This window comes from Pseudomonas sp. S2_H01 (genome assembly GCF_054668305.1).
On the sequence record NZ_CP162756.1, the window covers coordinates 2,838,262 to 2,860,471 of the forward strand.

Annotated in this window: 19 protein-coding genes and 1 pseudogene; 13 read left to right on the forward strand and 7 right to left on the reverse strand. The window is 59.3% G+C overall.

The window, feature by feature from the left end; all coding sequences use genetic code 11:
- Positions 1–110: 110 nt before the first annotated feature.
- Both AB4N84_RS12625 and AB4N84_RS12630 read right to left on the reverse strand, forming a co-directional pair.
- Complete coding sequence (locus AB4N84_RS12625; RefSeq protein ID WP_460046577.1) at positions 111–533, reverse strand: DUF3010 family protein; 423 nt, start codon at positions 531–533, stop codon at positions 111–113.
- A 48-nt stretch (positions 534–581) separates the two neighbouring features.
- The gene (locus AB4N84_RS12630) at positions 582–986 is read right to left on the reverse strand and encodes a lysozyme inhibitor LprI family protein (protein WP_460046578.1); all 405 of its coding nucleotides are present in this window, start codon (positions 984–986) and stop codon (positions 582–584) included.
- A 228-nt stretch (positions 987–1,214) separates the two neighbouring features.
- Between AB4N84_RS12630 and AB4N84_RS12635 the strand changes: the two genes are divergently transcribed.
- The 7 genes from AB4N84_RS12635 to AB4N84_RS12665 all read left to right on the forward strand — a co-directional run bounded on the left by AB4N84_RS12635 (position 1,215) and on the right by AB4N84_RS12665 (position 9,992).
- On the forward strand, positions 1,215–2,192 hold the full coding sequence (locus AB4N84_RS12635) for a dipeptidase (protein ID WP_074752313.1): 978 nt from the start codon (positions 1,215–1,217) through the stop codon (positions 2,190–2,192).
- 84 nt (positions 2,193–2,276) lie between these two features.
- Positions 2,277–2,807: a DUF5943 domain-containing protein gene (locus tag AB4N84_RS12640; RefSeq protein ID WP_074752312.1), complete on the forward strand. Its 531-nt coding sequence runs from the start codon at positions 2,277–2,279 to the stop codon at positions 2,805–2,807.
- Positions 2,808–2,822: 15 nt separating this feature from the next.
- The gene (gene dgcA / locus AB4N84_RS12645) at positions 2,823–4,883 is read left to right on the forward strand and encodes a dimethylglycine demethylation protein DgcA (protein WP_460046579.1); all 2,061 of its coding nucleotides are present in this window, start codon (positions 2,823–2,825) and stop codon (positions 4,881–4,883) included.
- Between the two features lie 152 nt (positions 4,884–5,035).
- On the forward strand, positions 5,036–6,982 hold the full coding sequence (gene dgcB / locus AB4N84_RS12650; RefSeq protein ID WP_460046581.1) for a dimethylglycine demethylation protein DgcB: 1,947 nt from the start codon (positions 5,036–5,038) through the stop codon (positions 6,980–6,982).
- A complete protein-coding gene (gene etfA / locus AB4N84_RS12655) occupies positions 6,982–8,202 on the forward strand; it encodes an electron transfer flavoprotein subunit alpha (RefSeq protein WP_460046583.1) in 1,221 nt (406 codons plus the stop codon). The genes dgcB and etfA overlap by 1 nt, the downstream gene beginning before the upstream one ends.
- The gene (gene etfB, locus AB4N84_RS12660) at positions 8,192–8,995 is read left to right on the forward strand and encodes an electron transfer flavoprotein subunit beta (RefSeq protein WP_460046584.1); all 804 of its coding nucleotides are present in this window, start codon (positions 8,192–8,194) and stop codon (positions 8,993–8,995) included. The genes etfA and etfB overlap by 11 nt, the downstream gene beginning before the upstream one ends.
- 91 nt (positions 8,996–9,086) lie before the next feature.
- Positions 9,087–9,992, forward strand: a complete 906-nt coding sequence (locus AB4N84_RS12665; protein ID WP_460046586.1) for an RHS repeat-associated core domain-containing protein — start codon at positions 9,087–9,089, stop codon at positions 9,990–9,992.
- 810 nt (positions 9,993–10,802) lie between these two features.
- Here the strand turns inward: AB4N84_RS12665 and gbcA are convergent.
- Positions 10,803–12,101: a glycine-betaine demethylase subunit GbcA gene (gene gbcA / locus AB4N84_RS12670; protein ID WP_074752306.1), complete on the reverse strand. Its 1,299-nt coding sequence runs from the start codon at positions 12,099–12,101 to the stop codon at positions 10,803–10,805.
- Between the two features lie 331 nt (positions 12,102–12,432).
- Here gbcA and gbcB point away from each other — a divergent pair, with 331 nt between their 5' ends.
- Positions 12,433–13,533, forward strand: a complete 1,101-nt coding sequence (gene gbcB, locus AB4N84_RS12675) for a glycine-betaine demethylase subunit GbcB (RefSeq protein ID WP_120124111.1) — start codon at positions 12,433–12,435, stop codon at positions 13,531–13,533.
- Positions 13,534–13,672: 139 nt separating this feature from the next.
- On the opposite strand, the gene AB4N84_RS12680 is transcribed toward gbcB, so the two are convergent.
- Positions 13,673–14,545 carry a methyl-accepting chemotaxis protein gene (locus AB4N84_RS12680; RefSeq protein ID WP_460047008.1) on the reverse strand — a complete coding sequence of 291 codons (873 nt, stop codon included), beginning with the start codon at positions 14,543–14,545 and terminating at the stop codon, positions 13,673–13,675.
- Positions 14,546–14,575: 30 nt separating this feature from the next.
- Positions 14,576–15,358: pseudogene (locus AB4N84_RS12685) on the reverse strand (MCP four helix bundle domain-containing protein); the annotation flags it as partial.
- Positions 15,359–15,616: 258 nt separating this feature from the next.
- Here AB4N84_RS12685 and AB4N84_RS12690 point away from each other — a divergent pair.
- The gene (locus AB4N84_RS12690) at positions 15,617–15,850 is read left to right on the forward strand and encodes a hypothetical protein (RefSeq protein WP_074752302.1); all 234 of its coding nucleotides are present in this window, start codon (positions 15,617–15,619) and stop codon (positions 15,848–15,850) included.
- A complete protein-coding gene (locus tag AB4N84_RS12695) occupies positions 15,847–16,149 on the forward strand; it encodes a cell division protein ZapA (RefSeq protein ID WP_460046588.1) in 303 nt (100 codons plus the stop codon). The genes AB4N84_RS12690 and AB4N84_RS12695 overlap by 4 nt, the downstream gene beginning before the upstream one ends.
- A gap of 168 nt (positions 16,150–16,317) precedes the next feature.
- Here AB4N84_RS12695 and AB4N84_RS12700 read toward each other — a convergent pair whose 3' ends face one another.
- Positions 16,318–17,358 (reverse strand): threonine aldolase family protein, encoded by a 1,041-nt coding sequence (locus AB4N84_RS12700; RefSeq protein ID WP_074752300.1) that lies wholly within the window; start codon positions 17,356–17,358, stop codon positions 16,318–16,320.
- 99 nt (positions 17,359–17,457) lie between these two features.
- Here AB4N84_RS12700 and AB4N84_RS12705 point away from each other — a divergent pair, with 99 nt between their 5' ends.
- Both AB4N84_RS12705 and alaC read left to right on the forward strand, forming a co-directional pair.
- Positions 17,458–18,201 (forward strand): TraX family protein, encoded by a 744-nt coding sequence (locus AB4N84_RS12705; protein WP_460046590.1) that lies wholly within the window; start codon positions 17,458–17,460, stop codon positions 18,199–18,201.
- A gap of 247 nt (positions 18,202–18,448) precedes the next feature.
- Positions 18,449–19,663 carry an alanine transaminase gene (gene alaC, locus AB4N84_RS12710; protein WP_074752298.1) on the forward strand — a complete coding sequence of 405 codons (1,215 nt, stop codon included), beginning with the start codon at positions 18,449–18,451 and terminating at the stop codon, positions 19,661–19,663.
- Positions 19,664–19,666: 3 nt separating this feature from the next.
- On the opposite strand, the gene AB4N84_RS12715 is transcribed toward alaC, so the two are convergent.
- Complete coding sequence (locus tag AB4N84_RS12715; protein ID WP_460046591.1) at positions 19,667–20,407, reverse strand: hypothetical protein; 741 nt, start codon at positions 20,405–20,407, stop codon at positions 19,667–19,669.
- Positions 20,408–20,941: 534 nt separating this feature from the next.
- On the opposite strand from AB4N84_RS12715, the gene glyA reads away from it, so the two are divergent.
- On the forward strand, positions 20,942–22,195 hold the full coding sequence (glyA, locus tag AB4N84_RS12720) for a serine hydroxymethyltransferase (protein ID WP_074752296.1): 1,254 nt from the start codon (positions 20,942–20,944) through the stop codon (positions 22,193–22,195).
- The last annotated feature ends 15 nt before the right edge of the window (positions 22,196–22,210 follow it).

Here is a 22,210-nt window from a genome sequence, read left to right on the forward strand (position 1 = left end):
CCACGCTCCGCGTGGTAGCGCCTCTGCAGACGCTCTGCGTCCCTCAACAGCGGACGCGGAGCGTCCAGGGCGGCATTCCCACGCGGAGCGTGGGAACGATCGAGGGCTATTTACTTAGCGCCCTTCATCAGCGCCGAACACGCCGCCTTGTACGCCTCGTGCTGATACTTGTTCAGCGCGGCTGGCAGCTCGAAATTGTGCTTTTTCATCTGGGCATTGATCGTCTGCGGGGACAGCAGAACCACTTCGCAGTCCTCCAGCAGTTGGAAAATCGTCTCGATCTTGAACGTGGTCGGGCCGCCGGCGAACTCGCCTTTCTTGCTGCGTTTTTTGATGGCGATGTGGGCGATGCCGTTGTCGCGCACGAAGCGGGTGATCTGCGTGGCGAAATTTTTGACGTTGACGGCCTCGTCATCGTCTTCAAGAGCGATCTTTTTAATCGCCAGTGGCACGTGTTCGAGGGCGCCGGATGCGCGAGTGGCGACAGCGAAGATCGCTTCGCTGCCTTTGATTTCTACGCCGCAGATGTTCATGTGCCTACCTTGAGCTGATAACGGGCATCAGAGTAGCGCATTCAACCGTCATTCAGGCTGGAGGATGCTTTCCACGTACTCCGAGCGCTCATCACTGGTGCGCGCCAGGCAGTCGTTCTGGTCGATGTTGAATGCCTCGCTGCCGGGTTTGGCCGGGAAGACTTCAACGGCGCAGTCGGCGTCGCGCAGTTTCTTCCAGGCGTCCTGGGCGGTTTTCAGCTTGACGATCAGGTCGTTCGCTTCGGCCTTGTTGGCGCCGTACTGGGTGTTCACCCGCTCCAGCAAGTTCTGAAAGTTCTCATCCAGCAGCTTGACCGCCGTGTCGCGTTGAGACACTGAGCACCCGAGGGTCTGATGGTCATCTTCTACGCCGTCGCAAGGGGAGGCGTCGGGGTTAGCGGCCGCGTGGGCGCCTGTCGCGAATAGAGCCAGAGCCAGAAAAATCGTCTTCATTGGAGCTTCCCGATTCAGTGATGGAGCGAATTCTCGCCCAAGCGCGAGCCAAAGAACAGTTATCAAACACAGGCGGCAGACGCTCGCGGTCGCCCATTGTCGTTTCTTGACGCTTTCGGCAATTCCCTTGTCGTTTTTGCACCCGGCTCCTCCGACCCTCAGGCATATGCTGGCCCCAAAGCGCCGGCACACGTTCCGGCCCGTGATTAACCTAAAGGGGACAGCCTGATGAGCCCAGCCGAATTGCACGCCGACAGCATCGTTATTGACGGGCTGATCATTGCCAAATGGAACCGTGAGCTGTTCGAGGACATGCGCAAGGGTGGCCTGACCATGGCCAACTGCACAGTTTCGGTGTGGGAAGGTTTTCAGCAGACCGTCAACAGCATCGCGTCGAGCCAGAAGCTGATCCGCGACAACAGCGACCTGGTGATCCAGGTGCGCAACACCGCCGACATCCGCAAAGCCAAAGAATTGGGCAAGACCGGCATCCTGTTCGGCTTCCAGAACGCACACGCCTTCGAAGACCAGATCGGCTACGTCGAGATCTTCAAGCAGCTGGGCGTGGGCATCGTGCAGATGTGCTACAACACCCAGAACCTCGTGGGCACCGGTTGCTACGAGCGCGATGGCGGCCTGTCGGGCTTCGGCCGTGAAATCGTTGCGGAAATGAACCGCGTCGGCATCATGTGCGACCTGTCCCACGTGGGCTCAAAAACCTCCGAAGAAGTCATCCTCGAATCGAAGAAGCCAGTGACCTATTCCCACTGCCTGCCTTCGGGTCTCAAAGAGCACCCTCGCAACAAATCCGACGCGGAACTCAAGTTCATCGCCGATCACGGCGGCTTCGTGGGCGTGACCATGTTCGCGCCGTTCCTGGCCAAAGGCATTGACTCGACCATCGACGACTACGCCGAAGCCATCGAGTACGTGATGAACATCGTGGGCGAAGACGCCATCGGCATTGGCACGGACTTCACGCAGGGCCATGGCCAGGAGTTCTTTGAATACCTGACCCACGACAAGGGCTACGCCCGTCGCCTGACCAACTTCGGCAAGATCATCAACCCGCTGGGTATCCGTACCGTCGGCGAGTTCCCGAATCTGACCGAAACCCTGCTCAAACGCGGCCATTCGGAGCGTGTTGTGCGCAAGATCATGGGCGAAAACTGGGTCCGTATCTTGGGCGACGTCTGGGGCGAATAAGTCTTAACGCGCCCTCATCACTGAATTTTTCCCTCTCCCGTCCGCGGAGGGGGCATCACCTGAATTTTCTGGAGTTAAGTTTCCATGGCCAAGATCGCCCCGCAATTGCCAATCGAAGTCGACAGCGAAACCGGTGTCTGGACGTCCGACGCCTTGCCAATGCTGTACGTGCCGCGTCATTTCTTCGTGAACAACCACATGGGCATCGAGGAAGTGCTGGGCGCTGAAGCCTACGCCGAGATCCTCTATAAGGCCGGTTACAAGTCCGCCTGGCACTGGTGCGAAAAAGAAGCCGAATGCCATGGCATCGAAGGCGTTGCAGTCTTCGAGCACTACATGAACCGCCTGTCGCAGCGTGGCTGGGGCTTGTTCAAGATCGAGGAAATCGACCTCGATAAAGGCACCGCCAGCGTCAAGCTTGAGCATTCCGCGTTCGTGTATGTGTACGGCAAAGTGGGTCGCAAGGTCGATTACATGTTCACCGGTTGGTTCGCGGGTGCCATGGACCAGATCCTCGCTGCCAAAGGCAGTTCCGTTCGCACTGTGGCCGAGCAGGTCTACGGCGGTTCGGAAGAAGGCCACGAAGATGGCCTGTTTGTCGTAAAACCGTTGTAAGCCGAGGACCCTGCCATGGCTTTCGAAGCAATGTTTCAGCCGATCCAGATCGGCAAACTCACTATCCGCAATCGCGTCCTCAGTACTGCGCACGCCGAGGTCTACGCCACTGATGGCGGCATGACCACCGACCGTTACGTGAAGTACTACGAGGAGAAAGCCAAGGGCGGCATCGGTCTGGCCATTTGTGGCGGTTCTTCGAGCGTTGCGATCGACAGCCCGCAAGGCTGGTGGAAGTCGGTCAACCTGGCGACCGATAAGATCATCCCGCACTTCCAGAATCTCGCTGACGCCATGCACAAGCATGGCGCCAAGATCATGATCCAGATTACCCACATGGGCCGTCGTTCCCGTTGGGACGGCGAGCATTGGCCGACCCTCTTGTCGCCATCGGGCATCCGTGAGCCGGTTCACCGCGCGACCTGCAAGACCATCGAGCCGGAAGAAATCTGGCGCGTGATCGGCAACTACGCCAGCGCCGCTGCACGTGCCAAGGCCGGTGGTCTGGACGGCGTCGAGCTGTCGGCTGTGCACCAGCACATGATCGACCAGTTCTGGAGCCCGCGCGTCAACAAACGCACCGATGAGTGGGGCGGCAGTTTCGAAAACCGCATGCGTTTCGGTCTGGAAGTGATCAAGGCCGTGCGTAAAGAGGTTGGTCCGGACTTCTGCGTCGGTCTGCGTATCTGTGGTGACGAATTCCATCCGGACGGTCTCAGCCATGAAGACATGAAAGAGATCGCCAAGTATTACGACCAGACCGGCATGATCGACTTCATCGGTGTGGTGGGCTCGGGTTGCGACACGCATAACACGCTGGCCAACGTGATTCCCAACATGAGTTATCCACCGGAGCCATTCCTGCACCTGGCGGCCGGTATCAAGGAAGTGGTCAAGGCACCGGTTCTGCACGCGCAGAACATCAAGGACCCGAACCAGGCCACGCGCATCCTGGAAGGCGGCTACGTCGACATGGTCGGCATGACCCGCGCGCACATCGCTGACCCGCACCTGATCGCCAAGATCAAAATGGGCCAGGTTGACCAGATCCGTCAGTGTGTCGGCGCCAACTACTGCATCGACCGTCAGTATCAAGGCCTGGACGTGTTGTGCATCCAGAACGCCGCGACCTCCCGTGAATACATGGGCGTGCCGCACATCATCGAGAAAACCACCGGCGTGAAGCGCAAAGTGGTGATCGTCGGTGCCGGTCCTGCGGGTATGGAAGCTGCACGTGTGTCAGCCGAACGGGGTCACGACGTGACGCTGTTCGAGAAAAAAGACTTCATCGGCGGGCAGATCGTGACGGCGTCCAAGGCGCCGCAACGTGATCAGATCGCCGGTATCACTCGCTGGTATCAGCTGGAGCTGGCGCGCCTGAAGGTCGACCTGCGCCTGGGCACGGCGGCTGACGTCCCGACCATCATGGACCTGCGTCCTGATGTGGTAGTGCTGGCAGTAGGCGGTCATCCGTTCCTTGAGCAGAACGAACACTGGGGCGCCGCCGAAGGTCTGGTGGTCAGCAGTTGGGACGTGCTCGACGGCAAGGTCGCGCCGGGCAAGAACGTGCTGGTCTACGACACCATCTGCGAATTCACCGGGATGTCGGTGGCCGACTTCATGGCGGACAAAGGCAGTCAGGTCGAGATCGTCACCGATGACATCAAGCCGGGCGTGGCCATCGGCGGTACGTCGTTCCCGACGTACTACCGCAGCATGTACCCGAAAGAAGTGATCATGACCGGCGACATGATGCTGGAGAAGGTCTACCGCGAAGGCGACAAGCTGGTGGCGGTGCTGGAGAACGAATACACCGGCGCCAAAGAGGAGCGGGTGGTCGATCAGGTGGTGATCGAGAACGGCGTGCGTCCTGACGAAGAGCTGTACTACGGCTTGAAGGAAGACTCACGTAACAAGGGCCAGATCGACATCGACGCCCTGTTCGCGATCCAGCCTCAACCGTCATTGAGCCAACCCGGTGATGGCTACCTGCTGTTCCGTATCGGTGACTGCGTGGCGCAGCGTAATACGCACGCTGCCATTTATGACGCATTGCGGCTCTGCAAAGACTTTTAATTACACATGATCGTTCCCACGCTCCGCGTGGGAATGCCGGCATGGACGCTCCGCGTCTATTTCAGTGACGCGGGGCGTCACGGTATGCATTCCCACGCGGAGCGTGGGAACGATCAGCCCCTGACGAGACCCTTGGTCTTTGGGAGCTCCACATGTTGAACACCCTTCTTCCAATCCTGCTGTTCGCAGCCCTCGGCCTCGGTGTCCTGGGTGCTTTGCGGCGGGTGGCCATGTGGCGCAACGGTCGTGCGTCCAAGGTCGATCTGCTGGGCGGCCTGTTGGCGATGCCCAAGCGCTATATGGTCGATCTGCACCATGTGGTGGCGCGCGACAAATACATCGCCAACACCCACGTCGCGACGGCGGGCGGCGCAGTCGCATCGATCATTCTGGCGATTCTGGTCCACGGTTTCGGCTTGCATAACCGCATTCTCGGTTACGCGCTGCTGCTGATGTCGGCGGTGATGTTCGTCGGGGCGATCTTCGTTTACCTGCGTCGTCGCAACGCGCCTTCACGGCTGTCGAAAGGCCCATGGATGCGGCTGCCGAAAAGCCTGCTGGCGTTCTCTGCATCTTTCTTCCTGGTGACCTTGCCAGTCGCGGGCATCCTGCCGGAAAACTTCGGTGGCTGGTTATTGGCGATCATTCTGGGGATCGGCGTGCTGTGGGGCGTTTCCGAGTTGTTCTTCGGTATGACCTGGGGCGGCCCGATGAAACACGCTTTCGCCGGTGCGCTGCACCTGGCCTGGCACCGCCGCGCCGAGCGTTTTGGCGGCGGCCGCTCTACAGGCCTGAAGCCGCTGGACCTGAATGACCCGACTGCGCCGCTGGGTGTGGAGAAACCCAAGGATTTCACCTGGAACCAGCTGCTGGGCTTCGACGCCTGCGTGCAGTGCGGTAAGTGCGAAGCTGCGTGCCCGGCCTATGCTGCAGGCCAGCCGCTGAACCCTAAAAAACTGATTCAGGACATGGTCGTGGGTCTGGCGGGCGGCACAGATGCCAACTTCGCCGGCAGCCCTTACCCCGGCAAACCCGTCGGCGAACACGGTGGCAATCCCCATCAACCGATCGTCAACGGTCTGGTCGATGCCGAGACCCTGTGGTCCTGCACCACCTGCCGCGCCTGCGTTGAAGAGTGCCCGATGATGATCGAGCACGTGGACGCCATCGTCGACATGCGCCGTCACCTGACCCTGGAAAAAGGCGCGACCCCGAACAAGGGCGCCGAAGTCCTGGAAAACCTCATCGCCACCGACAACCCGGGCGGTTTCGCGCCGGGCGGGCGGATGAACTGGGCGGCAGACCTCAACCTCAATGTCATGAGCGACAAGAAGACTGTCGACGTGCTGTTCTGGGTCGGCGACGGTGCCTTCGACATGCGCAACCAGCGCACGCTGCGCGCCTTCGTCAAAGTCCTGAAAGCCGCCAAAGTCGACTTCGCGGTGCTCGGTCTCGAAGAGCGTGACAGCGGTGACGTCGCCCGTCGTCTCGGCGATGAAGCCACGTTCCAGATGCTCGCCAAACGCAACATTCAGACCCTTAGCAAATACAGCTTCAAACGCATCGTCACCTGCGATCCGCACAGCTTCCACGTGCTGAAAAACGAATACGGCGCGTTCGACGGCAATTACCTCGTGCAGCACCACAGCACCTACATGGCTGAACTGATTGGCGACAACGCGCTGAACCTGGGCCAACACAAGGGCTCCAGCGTGACCTACCACGATCCGTGCTACTTGGGCCGTTACAACGGCGAGTATGAAGCGCCGCGTGATGTGCTGAAGGCGCTGGGTATTGAGGTCAAGGAAATGCAACGCTCCGGTTTCCGCTCCCGCTGCTGCGGCGGCGGTGGCGGCGCGCCGATCACCGACATCCCGGGCAAGCAACGTATTCCCGATATGCGCATGGAAGACATCCGCGAAACCGGCGCCGAACTGGTGGCCGTAGGGTGTCCACAATGCACGGCGATGCTCGAAGGCGTGGTCGAGCCGCGCCCGATGATCAAGGACATCGCCGAACTGGTTGCCGATGCGCTGCTTGAAGACGCCGCGCCTGCCAAGCCGGCCCCTGTCAAACGTGAACCCGCGGAGGCGCACTGATGAGCGACATTATCCGCCGCGACCCTCGTGCCGAGTGGATCGCCCGCAACCGTCTGCACCCGCTGCACGCGGCTATGCAACCGACACAAACCAGCTGGATGGGGCCCAACGGCGTCATCCGCAAAAACGTACACGGCATTGGCTTCATCGGCCCGAACGGCATCAAGCGCATTGATCGCAGCGGCGCGCAACAGGGCGGGGCCGTCAAACGCTCAGCCGCTGCGCAAGTCCAGTTGCCCCTGCATCAAGTCGCCGATCCAGCCTTCTATATCGCGGTGGTCCCGGACATGGTCGGCGGTCGCCTGAGCAGCCACGATCGCGACTTGTTGGGACTGGCTCACAGCTTGGTCGGCAAAGACGGCGCCGTGCTGGCGGTGGTCTTCGGCGAGCATAAAGAGAGCACGTTCGAGACGGCGGGCGTGGACCGTCTGCTGGTGCTTGAAGGCAGTGAATTCAACGGTTATTCGCCCGAGCAGCGGGTGCAGGGACTTCGGGCTGTGGATAACCAGTTCGACCCACGCCATTGGTTGCTGCCGGATAGCCGCAGCGGTGGTGGTGAACTGGGCCGTCGTTTCGCTGCGAGTCTTGGTGAGCGCCCGGCGACGCGCGTTTGGCAGGTGAAGGACGAACGCAGCACAGGCCGCGCAGGCGCTGGGCGCGAAGACCTTTCACGTCCTGTTTCACGCCTGATTCTGGCCGCCGCTGAATGTGCCGAGCCCGTTAGCGAAACCCGCCATGAAGCGCTGCTGGTTGAGTTGTCCACAGCCATCGCGCGCAGCATCGCCCGGATCGAAGACCTCGGCGCCGTTGCTGTCGACCCCGCACTTATCCCCATGGCCGAAGCAGAATTCATTTTCTCTGGCGGCAATGGCGTGAAGGACTGGGAATTGTTCCACCGCACTGCCGCCGCGCTGGGCGCCACGGAGGGTGCCTCCCGCGTGGCAGTGGATGACGGTTTCATGACCCGTGACCGCCAAGTGGGCGCATCGGGCACCTGGGTCACTGCACGTGTTTACGTGGCTGTGGGTATCTCGGGCGCGATCCAGCACTTGCAAGGCATTGGGGCTTGCGACAAAGTCGTGGCGATCAATCTCGACCCGACCTGCGACATGATCAAACGCGCTGATCTTTCAGTGATTGGCGAAAGCGCCGACGTGCTCAACGCCTTGATTGAGGCCGTCGAGGCTTACCGGAACGAGGCAAAACGCGATGCAGCCTGACAAAAACACACCTGTGGATAAAAGCGCACTGCACGTCATCAGCCTGGTTTCAATCGGCGCGCACCCGACCTCCGGTCGTCCACGGCGTGCCGAGCAAGACGCGCGTGCTGTAGAGCTTGGCCTGCAACTGGCTGGGGATAACTTGCACGTGCTGCACGCGGGTAACGCCGAGGAGCCTGCACTGCGGGCGTATCTCGGCATGGGCTTGAGTGAACTCCACGTGCTCGAACAACCCGAAGGCGCCGACGCACTGCCGGGGTTGACCGATTACATCCGCGAATCCGGTGTGCAGCTGGTACTCGCAGGAAGCCAGGCGGAAACCGGCGAAGGTTCCGGCATGCTGCCGTACCTGCTGGCCGAAAAGCTCGGTTGGCCGCTGGTCGTCGGCATGGCGGAGGTCGAATCCATGAACAACGGCACGGCCCAGGTTCTGCAGGCGCTGCCTCGCGGCCAGCGTCGTCGCCTCAAGGTTCGACTTCCATTTCTCGCCACTGTGGATAACGCAGCGCCCAAACCCCGCCAAAGCGCCTACGGACCGGCCCAGCGCGGCGTGCTGGACGTCGAGCAGATCGATGTCGTCATTGACGAGTTATTCACAGGTGCCGAACTGAGCCCGGCCAAACCTCGGCCGAAACGGCTAAAGGTCATCAAAGCCAAAAGCGGTGCGGATCGCATGAAGGCTGCGACGGCGAAGGCCAGCGGTGGCGGTGGACAGGTGCTCAAGGGGGGTAGCCCTCAGGAAGGCGCTGCGGCGATTTTGAAGTTGTTGGTGGAGGAAGGCGTGGTTCGGTAGACCCTGCGGACCTATCACTTCTACTAGTTACCCACCGCGAATGGTTCCGTTAGGCTTATCCACAGACCTCCCCGGTATGCGAGTCAGTCTGATGGATGCACCTACCTCTCGTTCGCTGCTGCTGGCCACTGATCGGCATAACACTGTCTTGGCAGGATTTGGGCCGTCTGAATCAGGGCACATGGCCTACACGGCTTACGGCGCACAGCCTCGCGATGAGGCGCAGATCAGCCACTCGGGCTTCAATGGCCAGTTACGAGAGCAGGGCACCGGCTGGTATCACCTCGGTAACGGCCATCGGGTCTATAACCCCGCGCTGATGCGTTTTCACAGTCCCGATGCGCTGAGTCCCTTTGGTGATGGCGGGCTCAACTCCTACACCTACTGCCTGGGTGACCCGGTCAACCACGTTGATCCGACAGGGCGAACGCCTGATTGGCTGCAGCCTTTACTCACCATCGGTCTTCACACGTTCACGATCGGTGCAACCGTTCTTACTGCCATTGCAGCGCCGCCGATTGGCTTTGCTCTGGTTGCAACACGAATGACATTGATCGGGTCCACCACGGCGATTGTCGCTTCTCTGCTGGCGCTCGCCGGGGTTAAAGAGGCACGCTACGTCGCCCACGCCGGTACTGCCCTTTCGGCATTGGGAGCCCTCACCCGATTAGGGCTGGGTGTGCAGAACGTCATGGCTAAACCCGAGTTAAGGGCGGCTGCTGTTACACGAGTCGGACAGTTGTTCGGCAGACCGGCGCCCAAACCCCCGCAAATGCCGCGCGGCCTCCCTGTTCGCCAGTCAATGGTCAAAAGATCGAAGACCCCAATGTCTGATGAACACAATAAAGCAGCTACGGACGAGGCCAGATTTCAACGAGTGCGATCACATACTTCACCATTACCACACATCAAAATCGTCAGAGCGCCTCAGATTCTCGGTCGGAGTGAGGCAGATAAAGCTTCAAGCATGAGTTCAAGAGTGCGGCGCCCTGCTTAGCATTACCTTCAACCGTCTTTCCGGAAGGAGACCGTCGAACTACCCACAATCTCTGTGAGCGCACCTGTGGATAAGGTGTTCGCCGTCTTCTCTGGGCCACGTATCTAGCGGGTCTGCAGGCATTGATCAAATATTGATCACTGTATCCCTCGGTTTTTAAAAGCTTTTTTCCACACGTGGAGGTTTACGCTGGTCCACAGTTGCCCACATTCTCTGTTAGCGATTGTGTGGATAAGTTGTTCGCCATCGCCTGAAAGCTATATAAAACGGGGTCTCCAAGGGTTCGATCAAAAAATGATCAAGCTGGCGTTTCTTCGACGATTCGTAGCTCGAAGCCGACCATTTTGAGAGATCGAGCGACTTTTCCACACCTCGCAACGTAATTACCTGAGTTGCGCACATTCTCTGTTGGCGCTTCTGTGGATAAGGTGTTCGCTATCCCTTGTGAGCTTTATAAACCGTGGCTTTCACGTGATTGATCAATAAATGACCAGTGGTGGCAGGAATAGGGCTTCTTGAATAAGTCACGGTTTTTCTTCACTTTTTACACAGGCGAAAACCGACTTTCCCACAATTGCTGTGGGTTGTGCTGTGGATAAGTTGTTGGTGGATGGTGCCGAGGGGCGGTGTGGCTAATGTCGCGCAGCTCTGATCGTTTTTTGACCAGGCTTGAGTGGTGTCTAGGGGACTGTCATAAAACCTGTGGGAGCTGCCGGAGGTTACGACGGTGGCGAATGCGGTCTGTCTGATACAACGCTTTCACCACCGTCATCACCGTCGGAATCTCCACACGTTCCGAGTGATTGAGCCTTACTCGTGATTAACCGCCACGCCTTTCAAATACGGCGCAGGCTCGGCGCCCATGTTTTCCAGGAGCTTGGCGCTGTACCAGTCGATGAAGTTCACCACGCCGAACTCGTAGGTTTGCGAGTACGGGCCGGGCTGGTAGGCGATGGAGTTGATGCCGCGCTGGTTTTCTTCAGCCAGACGACGATCCTGATCGTTGGTCGCGTCCCACACTTCACGCAGACGCGCGACGTCGTAGTCCACGCCTTCGACGGCGTCTTTGTGCACCAGCCATTTCGTGGTGACCATGGTTTCCTGAGCGCTGATCGGCCACACGGTGAACACGATCACGTGGTCGCCCATGCAGTGGTTCCAGGCGTGCGGCAGGTGCAGGATGCGCATCGAACCCAGGTCCGGGTTCTTGATACGGCCCATGAGCTTCTGGCTGCCTTGTTTGCCGTCCATGGTCATGGACACGGTGCCTTTGAGCAGCGGCATGCGCACGATGCGGTTGCGCAGACCGAAGCTTGCGTGAGCAAACGGGATCTTCTCGGCTTCCCAGGCAGCGGCGGAGGCTGCAACGTGGTCCTTGAATGCCTGGTCGGCGCGTGGATCGGTCACGTCGTCCCATTCCAGCAGCGTGTTCAGCAGTTCCGGGTGCGAACCGTTGCAGTGGTAGCACTCGCGGTTATTTTCCAGTACCAGCTTCCAGTTGGCTTTTTCCATCAAGGTGGTTTGCACCGCCACCTTGGTGTTTTCCATGTCGTACGGTTCCATGTAGTGATTCAGCGTCTGCAAGAACTCGTCGATGGCCGGCGGGTTGGTCGCCAGGCTGATGAAGATGTAACCGCCGGCGACCTTGCAGTTCACAGGCTTGAGGCTGAACTGCTTCATGTCGAAGTCAGCGCCCATTTCGGTGCCTGCGTACAGCAGGCGACCGTCGAGTTCGTACGTCCACTGGTGGTAAGGGCACACCAGTTTGGCGACCTTGCCTTTTTCCTTGGTGCACAGACGCGAACCGCGGTGACGGCAGACGTTGTGGAAGGCGTTGACCGAGCCGTCCGGCGCACGCACGACCAGGATCGGGTTCTTGCCGATCTGCAGGGTGAGGAAGTTGCCCTTGGCCGGAATTTCACAGGTCATGCCTGCAATCAGCCATTCTTTTTGAAAGATTTCCTGCATGTCGATTTCAAACAGCCGCTCATCGCTGTAGAAAGGCTGCGGGAGCGAATAGGTGCGCTCCCGGTTCTGCAGCATTTCAGCGGTTGCCTTGCGTGCGGGTTCCAGCGGATCGCCCAAGCTCAAAGTTGCGGTGACGTCCATCTTTCAAGTCCTCAGACCGTGGTCTCAACGGTCTACGAATGTGGCTAATACGGTTGTGTGTGAGTGGTTTGCAGGCAAGGCGACGGTGCGTTCTGTCGCTCGTCCTTATGTATAAAAAATCTTTAATCGAATGACGGCGAGTGTGTAGCCGGGCGCGACGTGAACCTTATCCATGGGCGACATGGCCGAATCCGTTTCCGACTACGTAACCCCTATAGATCGGGCCTGGTCGCCATAAGTATGTGAATGTCGCTGATAGGTAAATAGGCGCGTCGTGCGTTACGCAGAATCGCCACCATAAGAGGCCGACAGTCGGCCGTGGAGAGTGAGTATGTCCCAGAGTTTCCTCAGCCCGGTCAACACCCAGACTTGGGCCAATGGCCGCCACCTGGTGCGGGTCGTCAAAGTGATCCAGGAAACCTGGGACGTGCGCACCTTTTGCTTCATGGCCGACCAGCCGATCCTGTTCTTCTTCAAGCCGGGGCAGTTCGTGACCCTGGAGCTGGAAATCGAAGGCGTGCCGATCATGCGGTCGTACACCATCTCCAGTTCGCCGTCGGTGCCTTACAGCTTCTCGATCACCATCAAGCGGGTGCCGGGCGGCAAGGTGTCGAACTGGTTGCACGACACCCTGCATGAAGGCCAGGAGCTGGCGGTTCACGGGCCGGTCGGCTTGTTCAACGCCATCGACTTCCCGAATCCGAAGATTCTCTACCTCAGTGGCGGCGTCGGTATCACGCCGGTCATGTCCATGGCGCGCTGGTATTACGACACCAACGCCAACGTCGACATGGTCTTCGTCCACAGCTCGCGTTCACCCAAAGACATCATCTACCACCGTGAACTGGAGCAGATGGCGTCGCGGATCAACAACTTCTCGCTGCACATCGTCTGCGAGAAACACGGGTTGGGTGAGCCGTGGGCCGGTTATCGCGGGTACCTGAACCAGAAGATGCTCGAGCTGATGGCGCCGGACTTCATGGAGCGCGAAGTGTTCTGCTGCGGCCCGACGCCGTACATGAATGCCGTGAAACGCCTGCTGGAAGCCAACGGCTTCAACATGGCGCAGTACCACGAAGAATCCTTTGGTGCGACGCCACCGGAAGCGCGCGCCGACGCGGTCGAACACGCCGAGCAGGCGGCCGATGCGCCGGAAGTCGATGTGGCCGAACTGCATCAGGTGGAGTTCACCGACACCGGCAAGAGCATTCGCGTGGCGCCGGGCGAAACCGTCCACGCGGCGGCTGCGAAACTCGGTCTGATGATCCCCAAAGCCTGCGGCATGGGCATCTGCGGGACCTGCAAGGTGATGAAGCTGAGCGGGGAAGTGGAGATGGAGCACAACGGCGGGATTACCGACGACGACGTGGAAGAGGGTTACATCCTGTCGTGCTGCAGCGTGCCGAAAGGCGACGTTCGTATCGAATATTGATTAATTCGGCGTCATCACTCCTGTGGGAGCGGATTCGTCCGCGATGGGACTTTCAGTCGATATAGAGGTATCGCCTGGCTTGGCCTCATCGCGAATGAATTCGCTCCCACAGCGTTTATGTGTCTAGGTTGATGATTCTTTACAACCTGAACCGCGCGACCATACCGTTCAAATCCACTGCCAGACGCGACAGCTCATTGCTCGCGGCGCTGGTCTGGTTCGCACCGGTCGCCGACTGAGTCGACAGATCACGGATGTTCACCAGGTTGCGGTCCACTTCACGGGCGACTTGTGCCTGTTCTTCGGCCGCGCTGGCGATGACCAGATTGCGTTCGTTGATTTCCACCACCGCGCTGTTAATGGTGTCCAGCGCCACGCCTGCGCCTTTGGCGATGTTCAATGTCGATTCGGCGCGCTCGGTGCTGCTGCGCATCGAGTTCACGGCCTGTTCGGTGCCGCCTTGAATGCTGCCGATCATGCGTTCGATTTCGCTGGTCGATTGCTGAGTGCGGTGCGCCAACGCGCGGACTTCATCGGCCACGACCGCAAAGCCACGACCGGCTTCACCGGCACGCGCGGCTTCGATCGCGGCGTTGAGGGCGAGCAGGTTGGTCTGGTCGGCCAGGCCACGAATCACATCCAGCACCTTGCCGATGTCGCGGGATTCGTCCGCCAGGTTGCCGATCAAGGTCGCTGTGCTCTGCACGTCGCCACTCATGCGCTCGATGGCGCTGACGGTTTCCTGCACCAGATCGCGGCCGTCGCTGGCTGAGCTGGTGGCGTTTTTCGAGGCTTCAGACGTGCTCACGGCGTTACGTGCCACCTCTTCGACGGCGCTGGTCATCTCGTTGACGGCCGTGGCGGCTTGTTCGATTTCGTTGTTTTGTTGCGACAGGCCACGGGCGCTTTCATCGGTGACCGCGTTCAGCTCTTCGGCAGCCGACGCCAACTGAGTGGCCGAACCGGAAATACGCTGCAGCGTATCGCGCAGCTTGGACTGCATCTTCAGCATCGCGGTCAGCAGGCGACCGGCTTCGTCGGTGCCGTCGACGTGAATCGTGTGGGTCAGGTCACCTTCGGCGATCTCTTCAGCTGCTTTCAGCGCGGAGGCGATTGGGCGGGTGATGCTGTTGGTCAGCAGCCAGGCGAACAGCAGGGTCAGGACGGTGGCGATGATCAGCAGCGTGACGACCATGGTGAAGGCGGTCGAGTACTGTTGCGCCGCATCCTTGTTAGCGTCATTGAGCTGTTGGGTATTGATCTCAACCAGCTTGCCCAGCACGACGTTCATCTGGTCCGAGTTGGTCTGCAGATCGGCGCTGAGGAGCGTGGTCAGCTCATCGAGTTTGTTGGCGCTGCTCAGTGACTTCATGCGGTCTTCGAGTCGACGATAGTCGTTGAGCAAGGAGAGGTACTGATCGTAGGCCGCCTGTTCTTCAGGAGCCGAGATCAGTTTGACGTAGACCGCCCGTGCCTCTTCGATCTGCTTGTTACGCATGGCCAGCAGGTCGACGGTTTTCTGCAGGGTGTCCGGATCGCGATTGAGCATCAGGCGGTAGGACAGCACGCGCAGACGAATGCTTGCTTCGGTCAGCTTATCCAGCGACTTGATGCTCGGCATGCTGTTGGTGGCCATCGTCTCCGTGGCGTCGTTGATCTTGCCCATCTGGGTCAGGGCGAAGACGCCGAGGATCAGCATCAGCAAACCGATGATGGAAAAGCCAAGGAAAGCGCGGGGCGCGATGTTCATATTGCGTAGGGACATGACGGTTCCTGAGAAAGCCGCGATCCGTGCGTGCAGAAGGGAGAGTTGCCAGAGATCCATACTTATCGGTCGGCCCGAGGAGGACTTGACCCCTGTGGTCCGTTGCTGTGCGCTTATGTCGCAGGCGCTTGATCTGACGAACAGCAGGAACAAGATGGGCAAAACGCAGTCAATCAGGACCCTCGTGCGTTTGCGGGATTGAAGCAACACAAGTGCTTTTCTGGTCGGTGTAGTGGCGTGAATGCCCTGATTTCACTGGTAGCTGAAGTGACTTTTCTTTATCGTACGCGCCCTTTGAAATTTGCCTGAGATATCAAAATGTTGGAAGCATCCCTTAGCCAGTTGGAAAAGCTCGTCGGTGACCTGGTGCAGCAAAACCAGGACCTGCAGAACACGAACGCGCAGCTCACAGAAGAGCTGAAACAAGCCAGGGATGACAACGACAGTCTGCAGTTGAGCCTGCTGGAGCAGGAAGAGAAACAAGGCGCCACGGCGGCTCGGATTCAGGCGCTGGTTGATCGCGCCACCAGCGTCAGTGCGGTCAGCGCATGATCATTGACCGCGACGCCACCAAAGTCATTTCCATTCTTGGCAACGACTACACGATCAAGGCACCTGCCGGACAAGAGCAGACCTTGGTGGAGGCGGTGGTCATGCTCAAGTCGGCGTTGTCGGAAACCAAGCGCAGTTACCCGACGCTCATCGGCGACCGTCTGCTGGTGCTGGCGGCGCTGAACCTGTGCTCGAAGCAGATCGAACTCAAACAGCAACATGCCAATGAGCTGAGCCGTTATGAGGACAAGGTCAGTGCGACGGTCGAGGTGATCGAGAAGGTGATTTCGCAGGGGTGATAGCGCTTTCAGGTGTGCGCACACTCTAGTCCGCCTGACATATTCCTGTGGGAGCGAATTTATTCGCGATGGAGGCCCAGTTGATTGATTTCTGTCGGCTGAACCGGCCAATCGCGAATGAATTCGCTCCCACAGGGTCATTCGCGGTGTCAGGAAGACCGGGGGCGATCAGGCCCCCATCACCAGCCGGATGTCCGCAGCCAGTTCACGCACGCGGGCTTCCTCGGTGTCCCACGAGCACATGAACCGTGCGCCGCCGTTGCCGATGAAGGTGTAGAAGCGCCAGCCCCGGGCCGTCAGGGCAGCGATGGCGGCTTCTGACAGTTGCAGGAACACGCCGTTGGCCTGCACCGGGAACATCAATTCCACGCCGGGAATGTCTTTCACCAGCTCAGCGAGCAACTGCGCGCAGCGGTTGGCGTGACGGGCGTGTTTGAGCCAGGCGTCGTTTTCCAGCAGGCCGACCCAAGGCGCTGACAGGAAGCGCATTTTCGACGCCAGTTGCCCGGCCTGTTTGCAGCGGTAGTCGAAGTCTTCTGCCAGCTTATGGTTGAAGAACAGAATCGCTTCACCCACCGCCATGCCGTTCTTGGTGCCGCCAAAGCACAGCACGTCGATGCCGGCTTTCCAGGTTAACTCGGCAGGCGTGCAGCCCAGGTACGCACAGGCATTGGCGAAACGGGCGCCGTCCATGTGCAGGTTCAGCCCCAGTTCCTTGCAGGTGTCGCTGATCGCTTTCAGCTCTTCGGGCAAGTACACGCTGCCCACTTCGGTCGCCTGGGTCAGCGTCACGACGCGCGGTTTGGGGTAATGAATATCGGCCCGCTTGAGCGCGACTTCGCGAATCGATTCGGGCGTCAGTTTGCCGTTCTCGCTGCGGGCGGTCAGCAGTTTGGAGCCGTTGGAGAAAAACTCGGGGGCGCCGCATTCGTCGGTCTCGACGTGGGCGGTTTCGGAGCAGATGACGCTGTGGTAACTCTGGCACAACGATGACAAGGCCAGCGAGTTGGCGGCCGTACCGTTGAAGGCGAAGAACACTTCGCAGTCGGTTTCGAACAGCTGACGGAATTGATCGGCCGCCCGCGCTGTCCATTGGTCGTCACCGTACGCGCGTTGATGGCCATGGTTTGCTTGTTCCATGGCCGCCCAGGCTTCGGGGCAGATTCCCGAATAGTTGTCGCTGGCAAACTGCTGGCTTTGGTCTGACATGGCCGGTTCCCTGTAATCGAAGGCTGCGACTGTAACCAAGATTCAACGGTTTGGTCATGCATTCTTGCGTCAGAAAATTCAGTCAAACACCGGAGCACGATGAGCGAGGCACATTCAGCGATACGACCGGTGCGTGACCGCGCGCTGGACCTGCTCAAGTGGCTGGCGATGTTAAGCATGGTGCTCGATCACCTGCGTTATGTCGGATGGTCGGCGGACTGGCTTTACGTGCCCGGCAGGCTGGCCTTTGCGTGGTTTTGCCTGGCCATTGCAGTCAACGTCGGGCGCAGCGTTTCGCAAGCGGTTGACCCCGGGATTCGCTGGAAATACCTGGCGTGGCTGGGAATGTTTTCAGTGGTCGCCGAGTTGCCGTATCGGCTCTACATGGCCGGTGAGGTCACGACGCTCAACGTGCTGCCGACGCTGGTACTCGGGCTGCTGGTTGCCCAGGGGGCGAGCAGCGGGTCGTGGCCGATGCGGATCATGGCGGTGCTGGCGCTGGGCATCGGTGTTGCATTCGCGCCGTCGCTGATGTTTGGCGCCTATGGCGTGTTGCTGCCGACCGCTTTCCTGCTCGTGTTGAGGGGATCGCTTTGGTTGGCGGTCCTGCCGGGCGTGATATGCCTGCTGAGTAACGAGTGGCCGAAGATCATCGACGGCATGCTGTGGGGCGATCCAATTTCGGTCGGGGCGTTGATTGCCTGTCTGATCGGGCCTTGGCTCGGCCTGGCGCTTTTGCGCTGGCGACCTGCGTTCGCGGTATGGCCGATGCGGCGTTGGGCGTATCTGATTTATCCGCTGCATTTCCTGCTGTTGTTTGGCCTGCGACATGCTCTCGCCTGACGTAATCCCTCTGTAGGAGCGCGCTTGCCCGCGAATGCGTTAGATCAAATACATCATCGGTGACTGACACACCGCATTCGCGGGCAAGCGCGCTCCTACAGGTTTCGCGCCGATTCACCGTTTGTTGCATGGCCCTGAAAACCTTGTAGACAAACCGCCATCAGCGCCTTTATCTTCCGCACCAGGTCACCGCAGTGACCAGCGTCGCTCGGACGGTTCCGGGCGCTTACGTCTTCAGAGGCATCTCATGGCTGACCAAGGTTCGCCGCGCCGCTTTGCGCGCATCGATCGACTCCCCCCTTACGTGTTCAACATCACCGCCGAGCTGAAAATGGCCGCTCGTCGTCGTGGTGAGGACATCATCGACCTGAGCATGGGCAACCCCGACGGGGCAACGCCGCCGCACATCGTCGAAAAACTGGTCACCGTCGCCCAGCGTGAAGACACTCACGGCTACTCGACTTCGCGTGGCATCCCGCGTCTGCGTCGGGCGATCTCCAGCTGGTACAAAAAACGTTACGAGGTCGACATCGACCCGGAAACCGAAGCCATCGTCACCATTGGCTCCAAGGAAGGCCTGGCGCACCTGATGCTCGCCACGCTTGACCAGGGCGACACGGTATTGGTGCCCAATCCCAGTTACCCGATTCACATCTACGGTGCGGTGATCGCCGGTGCCCAGGTGCGCTCCGTGCCGCTGGTGCCAGGCGTGGACTTCTTCGCCGAGCTGGAAAAAGCCATTCGCGGTTCAATCCCCAAGCCGAAGATGATGATTCTGGGTTTTCCGTCCAACCCGACCGCCCAATGCGTCGAGCTGGATTTTTTCGAGCGCGTGGTCGCACTGGCTAAACAGTACGACGTGCTGGTGGTTCACGACTTGGCGTATGCCGACATCGTCTACGACGGCTGGAAAGCGCCTTCGATCATGCAGGTGCCGGGCGCCAAGGACATCGCGGTGGAGTTTTTCACCCTGTCCAAGAGCTACAACATGGCCGGCTGGCGGATTGGCTTCATGGTCGGTAACCCTGAACTGGTCAACGCATTGGCCCGCATCAAGAGCTACCACGACTACGGCACGTTCACGCCGCTGCAGGTCGCGGCGATTGCGGCACTGGAAGGCGACCAGCAGTGCGTGCTCGACATCGCCGAGCAGTACCGCCAGCGCCGCAATGTGCTGGTCAAAGGGCTGCACGAGCTGGGCTGGATGGTCGAAAACCCGAAAGCCTCAATGTACGTTTGGGCCAAGATCCCTGAAGCCTATGCGCACCTGGGCTCGCTCGAATTTGCCAAGAAGATGCTGCTTGAGGCCAAGGTCTGCGTCTCGCCGGGCGTCGGTTTCGGGGAATACGGCGACGATCACGTCCGTTTCGCGCTGATCGAAAACCAGGACCGAATCCGCCAGGCGGTGCGCGGTATTCGCGGCATGTTCCGGGCGGACGGTCTGGTCGCACAAAAAGGCTAAACGTTATCGGCAATGCGCCGAGGCCGCGACGGGGCTCGGTGCAGCCGGTAGCGCCGTATATTTGATCACCGGCGTTAGCGGAGAGTCCGGTTGGGTGGTGACGCCATACACCATGCACAGCGTGGTTGAACCGCTCTCGACGTAATAGTCCCCTGGTTGTACATACCTTGCCGCTTCAGATGTCGAGACGATTCTGGAATAACTGCCTCCGTTCACGGTGCGGATGTTAATCGAAACGTTGCCTTCCTCGGACACTCTGAAAGTTCTGTCGACGACGATGTCTTCATCAGTAGCGCTGAGATAAAAATTCGTACCTTTGGGAAGATAGAGCGGTAAGTCAGACTCGATGGCTTCCGGCTCGTCAGTTGAGGGTATTTCCCATAGATAGATATCGGCTACCGCCACTTCCTCTGCATAAGAAATGACCTTGAGAATGACGGAGTTAAAGGCTCCGTTCTGGTGAACGATATCTTGGGTCGTCGCGTAAAATCTGGCGTCCGCCACGGATACGTGGGTCGAGAGCAGCTCTTGCGTTTCCTCAACGTAGACTGTTACCAGGGCGTCAAGCGTCAGCAGTTCTTGAATGACCCTCAGCTTCACGAAACCTTGTCTTTCTGAATCATGAAACACGTTCTGTGAAAGGAAGAGCAAGGGGTCAGGCGTCAACGCCTGGCGGGTCTTTTTTGATACCAGCGTCTTCCAGACTGAAGGCGTCAACGTATGCGACCTGGCGATTGTTCTCATAATCAAGTTCCTTCTTGCAGCCGCTGTTATTCAATCCGTTGAATTGAAAGTAAACGCACTTTGCGCATTTGAATACTGTCAGTTTTGACAGGTTTACCGCCCGTTCGTCTGAAGGGGTGGGGCGATAAAGAGGAATGTCAGAACGGGACATGCGTGTCAGCGCGCGACTTGTTCGGCGAGTCGATCTGTCTGATTGCGACATATGCGCACCCAAAAAACCCTAGTCTCGACCGGGGATTTTTGTTTGCAACACGCTTCTCTGTAGGAGCACGCTTGCCCGCGAAGCATTCTTCCAGACACTGCAACGGTGCCTGATACGCCGCAATCGCGGGCAAGCGCGCTCCTACAGTTTGTCCTCTGCATCGGTCTGAGCCCGAGCATTTATCTCTCCCCGCCAATCCATGTCGTAAACGCACCTTTGTGTGGCGCCCGTAGGCATCTAGGCAGTCTGCGTCGGCCATACCATCGCTTCCAAGGGGCAATCCAAAGCCCTATCGATAATTCAGGCGCCGCGCCGCCGCTGGGAGAACCGCGATGTTCAGCAAGCAAGACCAAATCCAGGGTTATGACGATGCACTCTTGGCAGCGATGAACGCCGAAGATCAGCGTCAGGAAGATCACATTGAGCTGATCGCCTCGGAGAACTACACCAGCAAGCGCGTAATGGAAGCTCAAGGCAGCGGTCTGACCAACAAGTACGCCGAAGGGTATCCGGGCAAGCGTTACTACGGCGGTTGCGAGCACGTCGACAAGGTCGAGCAACTGGCCATCGACCGCGCCAAGCAGCTGTTCGGTGCCGACTACGCCAACGTTCAGCCGCACTCCGGTTCGTCGGCCAACAGCGCGGTCTACCTGGCACTCATTCAAGCGGGCGACACCATCCTGGGCATGAGCCTGGCCCACGGCGGTCACCTGACCCACGGCGCCAAAGTGTCGTCCTCGGGCAAACTCTACAACGCTGTTCAATACGGCATCGACACCAAGACCGGCCTGATCGATTACGACGAAGTCGAGCGCCTGGCCGTTGAGCACAAGCCCAAGATGATCGTTGCCGGTTTCTCGGCTTACTCCAAGACCCTGGATTTCCCGCGCTTCCGTCAGATCGCAGACAAAGTCGGTGCGCTGCTGTTCGTGGACATGGCCCACGTGGCCGGTCTGGTTGCTGCTGGTCTGTACCCGAACCCGCTGCCGTACGCTGACGTGGTCACCACCACCACGCACAAAACCCTGCGCGGCCCTCGTGGCGGGCTGATCCTGGCCAAGGCCAACGAAGAAATCGAGAAGAAGCTGAACTCTGCCGTCTTCCCTGGCGCTCAAGGCGGCCCGCTGATGCACGTCATCGCCGGCAAGGCCGTGTGCTTCAAGGAAGCCATGGAGCCTGGCTTCAAGGCGTATCAACAGCAAGTGATCGACAACGCCCAGGCCATGGCGCAGGTGTTCATCGATCGCGGTTACGACGTGGTTTCCGGTGGCACCGACAACCACTTGTTCCTGGTCAGCCTGATCCGTCAGGGTCTCACCGGTAAGGACGCTGACGCTGCACTGGGTCGCGCCCACATTACTGTGAACAAGAACGCCGTTCCGAACGATCCACAATCGCCGTTCGTGACCTCGGGCCTTCGTATCGGCACCCCGGCCGTCACCACCCGCGGTTTCAAAGTCACCCAGTGCATCACGCTGGCCGGCTGGATCTGCGACATTCTCGACAACCTCGGCGACGCCGATGTCGAGGCCAATGTTGCCGGTCAGGTTGCCGCGCTGTGCGCCGATTTCCCGGTTTACCGCTGAGTCAGGAGTAGCACC

Bases quoted from the DNA above. Each gene is read 5' to 3' on its own strand.
- AB4N84_RS12625 (WP_460046577.1), bottom strand. From the start codon at position 533: ATGAACATCTGCGGCGTAGAAATCAAAGGCAGCGAAGCGATCTTCGCT.
- AB4N84_RS12630 (WP_460046578.1), bottom strand. From the start codon at position 986: ATGAAGACGATTTTTCTGGCTCTGGCTCTATTCGCGACAGGCGCCCAC.
- AB4N84_RS12635 (WP_074752313.1), top strand. From the start codon at position 1,215: ATGAGCCCAGCCGAATTGCACGCCGACAGCATCGTTATTGACGGGCTG.
- AB4N84_RS12640 (WP_074752312.1), top strand. From the start codon at position 2,277: ATGGCCAAGATCGCCCCGCAATTGCCAATCGAAGTCGACAGCGAAACC.
- dgcA (WP_460046579.1), top strand. From the start codon at position 2,823: ATGGCTTTCGAAGCAATGTTTCAGCCGATCCAGATCGGCAAACTCACT.
- dgcB (WP_460046581.1), top strand. From the start codon at position 5,036: ATGTTGAACACCCTTCTTCCAATCCTGCTGTTCGCAGCCCTCGGCCTC.
- etfA (WP_460046583.1), top strand. From the start codon at position 6,982: ATGAGCGACATTATCCGCCGCGACCCTCGTGCCGAGTGGATCGCCCGC.
- etfB (WP_460046584.1), top strand. From the start codon at position 8,192: ATGCAGCCTGACAAAAACACACCTGTGGATAAAAGCGCACTGCACGTC.
- AB4N84_RS12665 (WP_460046586.1), top strand. From the start codon at position 9,087: ATGGATGCACCTACCTCTCGTTCGCTGCTGCTGGCCACTGATCGGCAT.
- gbcA (WP_074752306.1), bottom strand. From the start codon at position 12,101: ATGGACGTCACCGCAACTTTGAGCTTGGGCGATCCGCTGGAACCCGCA.
- gbcB (WP_120124111.1), top strand. From the start codon at position 12,433: ATGTCCCAGAGTTTCCTCAGCCCGGTCAACACCCAGACTTGGGCCAAT.
- AB4N84_RS12680 (WP_460047008.1), bottom strand. From the start codon at position 14,545: ATGCTGAAGATGCAGTCCAAGCTGCGCGATACGCTGCAGCGTATTTCC.
- AB4N84_RS12690 (WP_074752302.1), top strand. From the start codon at position 15,617: ATGTTGGAAGCATCCCTTAGCCAGTTGGAAAAGCTCGTCGGTGACCTG.
- AB4N84_RS12695 (WP_460046588.1), top strand. From the start codon at position 15,847: ATGATCATTGACCGCGACGCCACCAAAGTCATTTCCATTCTTGGCAAC.
- AB4N84_RS12700 (WP_074752300.1), bottom strand. From the start codon at position 17,358: ATGTCAGACCAAAGCCAGCAGTTTGCCAGCGACAACTATTCGGGAATC.
- AB4N84_RS12705 (WP_460046590.1), top strand. From the start codon at position 17,458: ATGAGCGAGGCACATTCAGCGATACGACCGGTGCGTGACCGCGCGCTG.
- alaC (WP_074752298.1), top strand. From the start codon at position 18,449: ATGGCTGACCAAGGTTCGCCGCGCCGCTTTGCGCGCATCGATCGACTC.
- AB4N84_RS12715 (WP_460046591.1), bottom strand. From the start codon at position 20,407: ATGAGAACAATCGCCAGGTCGCATACGTTGACGCCTTCAGTCTGGAAG.
- glyA (WP_074752296.1), top strand. From the start codon at position 20,942: ATGTTCAGCAAGCAAGACCAAATCCAGGGTTATGACGATGCACTCTTG.